Annotated in this window: 3 protein-coding genes; 2 read left to right on the top strand and 1 reads right to left on the bottom strand. The window is 68.9% G+C overall.

Annotated elements, in window-relative coordinates; translation table 11 throughout:
* Nucleotides 1–574: 574 nt before the first annotated feature.
* On the bottom strand, nucleotides 575–2,044 hold the full coding sequence (locus C1J01_RS46435) for an aldehyde dehydrogenase (NADP(+)) (RefSeq protein ID WP_111185379.1): 1,470 nt from the start codon (nucleotides 2,042–2,044) through the stop codon (nucleotides 575–577).
* Nucleotides 2,045–2,092: 48 nt separating this feature from the next.
* Here C1J01_RS46435 and C1J01_RS46430 point away from each other — a divergent pair, with 48 nt between their 5' ends.
* Together C1J01_RS46430 and C1J01_RS46425 are read left to right on the top strand one after the other, a co-directional pair.
* The gene (locus C1J01_RS46430) at nucleotides 2,093–3,388 is read left to right on the top strand and encodes a glucarate dehydratase family protein (protein ID WP_235855130.1); all 1,296 of its coding nucleotides are present in this window, start codon (nucleotides 2,093–2,095) and stop codon (nucleotides 3,386–3,388) included.
* Nucleotides 3,385–4,447, top strand: a 1,063-nt coding sequence (locus tag C1J01_RS46425) for a hypothetical protein (RefSeq protein ID WP_111185377.1), incomplete at its 3' end; no start/stop codon positions are given. The genes C1J01_RS46430 and C1J01_RS46425, both read left to right, overlap by 4 nt.

Genomic DNA, 4,447 nt, shown 5'->3' with positions numbered 1-4,447 from the left:
CAGCAGGTGCCTGCTAACCCCACCGCAGATCGCCCCAGCGATTACTGGCCATCCAGGGCCCCAGCACCACCCCCAACCGGACGCCCCATAGGCCGCTCCAACCTAGGGCGCCCCACTGTTACCCGCACCGCAGATCGCCCAGTGCTTGCTCGCAACCCGAACCCCAGCGCCACCCCCAACGCCCTCCACAGCAACCACTGCGACGAAGGATCATGCGAACCCGAACGCAGCCAAAGCACCAGGGCATCGACTACGGCCGTCGATTCCTGTCTGCACCGCCCACACGTGGACGCACACCCGGCTCAAACCATGCACGCCGGAAGACACCGTGCACGCTGGAAGACACCGTCCCGCCACGGAAGCCACCGGGATCGAGGACCACCGAGAACCGCGACGATTTCCGATGGCCCACGACCCCGGTGGCCGTGGAATCAATGTGCGCAGGGCCGCGCGCCGGCACGACGACGCCCCCGGCAGACCAAGGGCGGCCAGCGCGCTCAGCGCTCGGCCGGTCTCATGTCGACGACCACCTTCAGAGATCGCCCGCAGACGACCTGCCTCGGAGGATCCGGTTTCAGAGGGCCAAGCGACCGTCGACCCTGCGCGGGATCGACAGCGGGTTGTCCTCCTTCAGCTCGTCCGGCAGCAGGGCGTCCGGCCAGTCCTGGTACGCCGTGGGCGCGAGCCACCGGTCGATGGCCGTGGCCCCGACGGAGGTGAAGGTCGAGGTGGAGGACGGCCAAGGACCACCGTGGTGCATGGCCCAGCACACGGCGACCCCCGTCGGCCAGCCGTTCCAGATGACCCGCCCGGCCTTCTTGGTCAGCACCTCGGCGACGCCGGCGGCCTCGTCCGGCTGGCTGCTGTGGATGGTCGCGGTCAGCGAGCCTTCGAGCCGGTCCAGCACCGACGGCAGCTCCGAGACGTCGCGGTAGGTCACCACGATCGACGCCGGCCCGAAGCACTCATCGGCGATGTGTGGCAGCTTCTCCGCGAACGTACCGAGATCGGCGGTGAAGACCTTGGGCGTGACCGCCCAGTGCCCCTCACCCGCCTTGCCCTCGGCCAGCAGCTGCAGCTCGCCCAGCCGCTCCACGCCGCCGACGTAGCCGTCCCTGATGCGCTCGGCCAGCATGGGACCACCGGCCGTGCCTTCGACGGCCTCCACGATCGCCTTACGCAGTTCGTCGTCCTCAGGCACGAACATGAGCCCGGGATTCGTGCAGAACTGCCCCACTCCGAGTGTCAGCGACCCGGCGAACCCCGCAGCGACCTCCTTGGCCGGCGCCGACGGGAGCACGACCACCGGGTTGACGCTTCCGAGCTCGCCGAAGAACGGGATCGGCACCTCGCGCTCGTCGATCAGCTTCTGGATCGCCTTGCCCCCGGCCACGGACCCGGTGAACCCGGCCGCGACCACCGCGGGGTGCTGCACCAGATCAACACCGGCCTGCATGCCCTGCACCAAACCGAGCAGCTCCGGATACGGCAGCGCCTCCTGCAGGATCTTGGCCACCCGCTCGGACGTGTTCGGGTGTCCGGGATGCGCCTTCACGACCACCGGGCAGCCCGCGGCCAGCGCGGAGGCGGTGTCGCCCCCGGCCACCGAGAACGCGAACGGGAAGTTGCTCGCCGCGAACACGGCCACGACACCCTGCAGCGGGCGCTTCATCCGGCGTACGTCCGGCCGGGGCGGCGCCAGGGAAGCGTCCGCATGATCGATGATCGCCTCGAGGTAACCGCCGTCCCTGATCACTTCGGCGAAGAGCCGGAATTGCCCGGCCGCACGCGCCACCTCGCCGCGCAGCCGCCCCTCACCGAGAGCCGTCTCCTGGTCGGCGAGCTGCCACAGTTCGTCCACGTGCGCGGTGAGGGCGTCGGCGACGGCCTCGAGCGCGACGGCCCGCTCGGCCGCCGGCATTGCGCGCCAGGCCGCCCCGGCGGAGGCTGCGGCGGAGACGATCGAGTCGACCCCGGCACTGTCGGTCTCGGGCAGGCCTGCGCCCACGGTCGCGCCGGTCCTGGGGTCGTGTCCGTAGATCATCGAATGGCCCTTCGGAGTCTTGACACTTCTTCAACCTGATTCTTACAGTTGCGGCAACTTGTCCACAAATCTGGCCACTGTTCACATATATGGACGGCGATCGCGTTGATCATTCAGCAGGTCCATGTCACGCCAGTAGCTTTCCGGGATCCGCCCCTTTTGAACGCCTCCGGCGTCCACGAACCCTGGGCCCTCCGGACCATTGTCGAGGTCGTCACCGACGATGGACTGACCGGATTGGGCGAGACCTACGGCGATCTCCACCATCTGGGCCGGGTGAGGGAATGCGCGAAGGCACTGGTCGGCCTCGACGTCCACGCTCTCAACACGATGTACGCCCGGATCGACACGATCGTCGGCACCGGACGTCGGAGCGGTACCACCAAGGAAAAGAGCGTCGACCGGGTCTTCTCCGCATTCGAGGTGGCCTGCCTGGACATTCGCGGCAAGGCAGCCGGCGTGCCCGTCTCGGACCTGTTGGGCGGTAAAGTCCGCGACTCCGTCCCCTACAGCGCGTACCTCTTCTACAAATGGGCCGGCCACCCCGGCGAGGAGCCTGACAGGTTCGGTGCCGCCCTGGACGAAGCCGGAATCGTCGCACAGGCCAAACTCCTCATCGAGGAGTACGGATTCGCCTCCATCAAGCTCAAGGGCGGCGTCTTTCCTCCGGATGTGGAGATCGCCGCCATTCGCGCTCTGCACGAGGCGTTCCCCGAGATGCCGCTGCGCCTCGACCCCAACGCGGCGTGGACCGTGGAGACCTCGATCAGGGTGGGCCGCGAGCTCGACGGCGTCCTGCAGTATCTGGAGGACCCGACCGCCGGCATCCCGGGCATGGCCGAGGTGGCGGCGGCCGTGCCGATGCCCCTGGCCACGAACATGTGCGTGGTCGCGTCCGAGCACTTCCCACCCGCGACGGCCTCCCACGCGATCGGTGTGCTCCTCCTGGACCACCATTACTGGGGTGGGCTCACACGCTCCTCGCACATCGCCGCCATGTGCGACACCTTCGGTCTGGCCATGTCGATGCACTCCAACTCCCATCTCGGGATCAGCCTGGCCGCCATGACGCACCTGGCCGCCGCCACGCCGAACCTCACGTTCGCCTGCGACACCCACACGCCGTGGCAGGACGGCCAGGACGTGGTCCTGCCGGGCGCCCTTCGTTTCCTCGACGGCGCCGTGGCGGTGCCCACCGGCCCCGGTCTCGGCGTGGAACTGGACCGGGACGCGCTGGCCGTCATGCACGAGCAGTACGAGACGTGCGGGATCAGGGCCCGCGACGACACGTCCTACATGCAACGCTTCGATCCTTCCTTCTCGGCTAGGAGACCCCGCTGGTGAACATCGCCTACCTCTATCCCTGGGACGTGGTCGGCGACCCCACTGCCCCGGCCCGCCTGGCCGATCTGGGTGTGCAGGCGGTCGCCCTGGCGGCGAGCTACCACTCGACCCGGGCGGCGACCCCGTACCATCCGGCTCACCGCGTGCTGGACGTTCCATATCCGGCCGTCTACCTTCCGATCCGCCCTTCTTCATGGGGCCGCCTGGTGCCCGCCGCGCCGACGTGGACACCCGCCGACGCCTACCTCCAGGCTCGCGACGCTCTGAAAGCCGCCGGCCTCCAGGTGCACGCCTGGACCGTCCTCACGCACAACTCCCACCTCGGCGCCGCCAACTCCGACCTCGTCGTCCGCAACGCCTTCGGCGACCCGTACCCGTACGCACTGTGCCCGGCCCACGAGGACGTCATCGAGTACTGCGAACACCTGGTCACGGAAGTCCTGGAACTGGCCGAGCCCGACGGCCTGATCTTGGAGGCTTGCGGCCCCATGGGCTTCGCCCACCAGAGCGTCCACGAGAAGACCTCGGGAGCCGACTGGACCCCAGTGGACACCGACCTCCTCTCCTTGTGCTTCTGCGCCGCCTGCGCTCCCCGCTACCCCGAGGCGACAAGAGCCCAGGTCAAAGCCGCCCTAGACGGCATCTCATCTCCCCCGAAGACCTCCGCCCCGCATACGACCGCCACACATACAAACGACGCACACACGAGCAACGCGCATACGACCGCCGCACCGACGAACGCCGCCGCTCCGTCCGCCGGCACCATCGAGGAGGCCCTGGGCTCCTTGACGGACGAGGTACGCGCCACCCGCGTCGCGCTATCGAACACACTCCGTCAACGCCTCATCGCCGCCGCCAGGAACACGGCCCCGGTCCCCATCACCCTGCACGCCAACCCCGACCCCTGGGCCACCGGCGCATTCGCCCCACTTCCCGCGGGCGAGCCCGGAGCCGACGTGCTCGTGGCCAACTGCTGGGGCGACCCCACCGTAGACGCCACCCGCCTGGCCAGACTGAAGGACCTGGCGACTCCGGAGCAGCGGATAGGCGCCTACGTCC

Source organism: Nonomuraea aridisoli (assembly GCF_003236395.1).
Classification (GTDB): domain Bacteria; phylum Actinomycetota; class Actinomycetes; order Streptosporangiales; family Streptosporangiaceae; genus Nonomuraea; species Nonomuraea aridisoli.
This window is presented reverse-complemented; position numbering and strand designations above follow the sequence as displayed.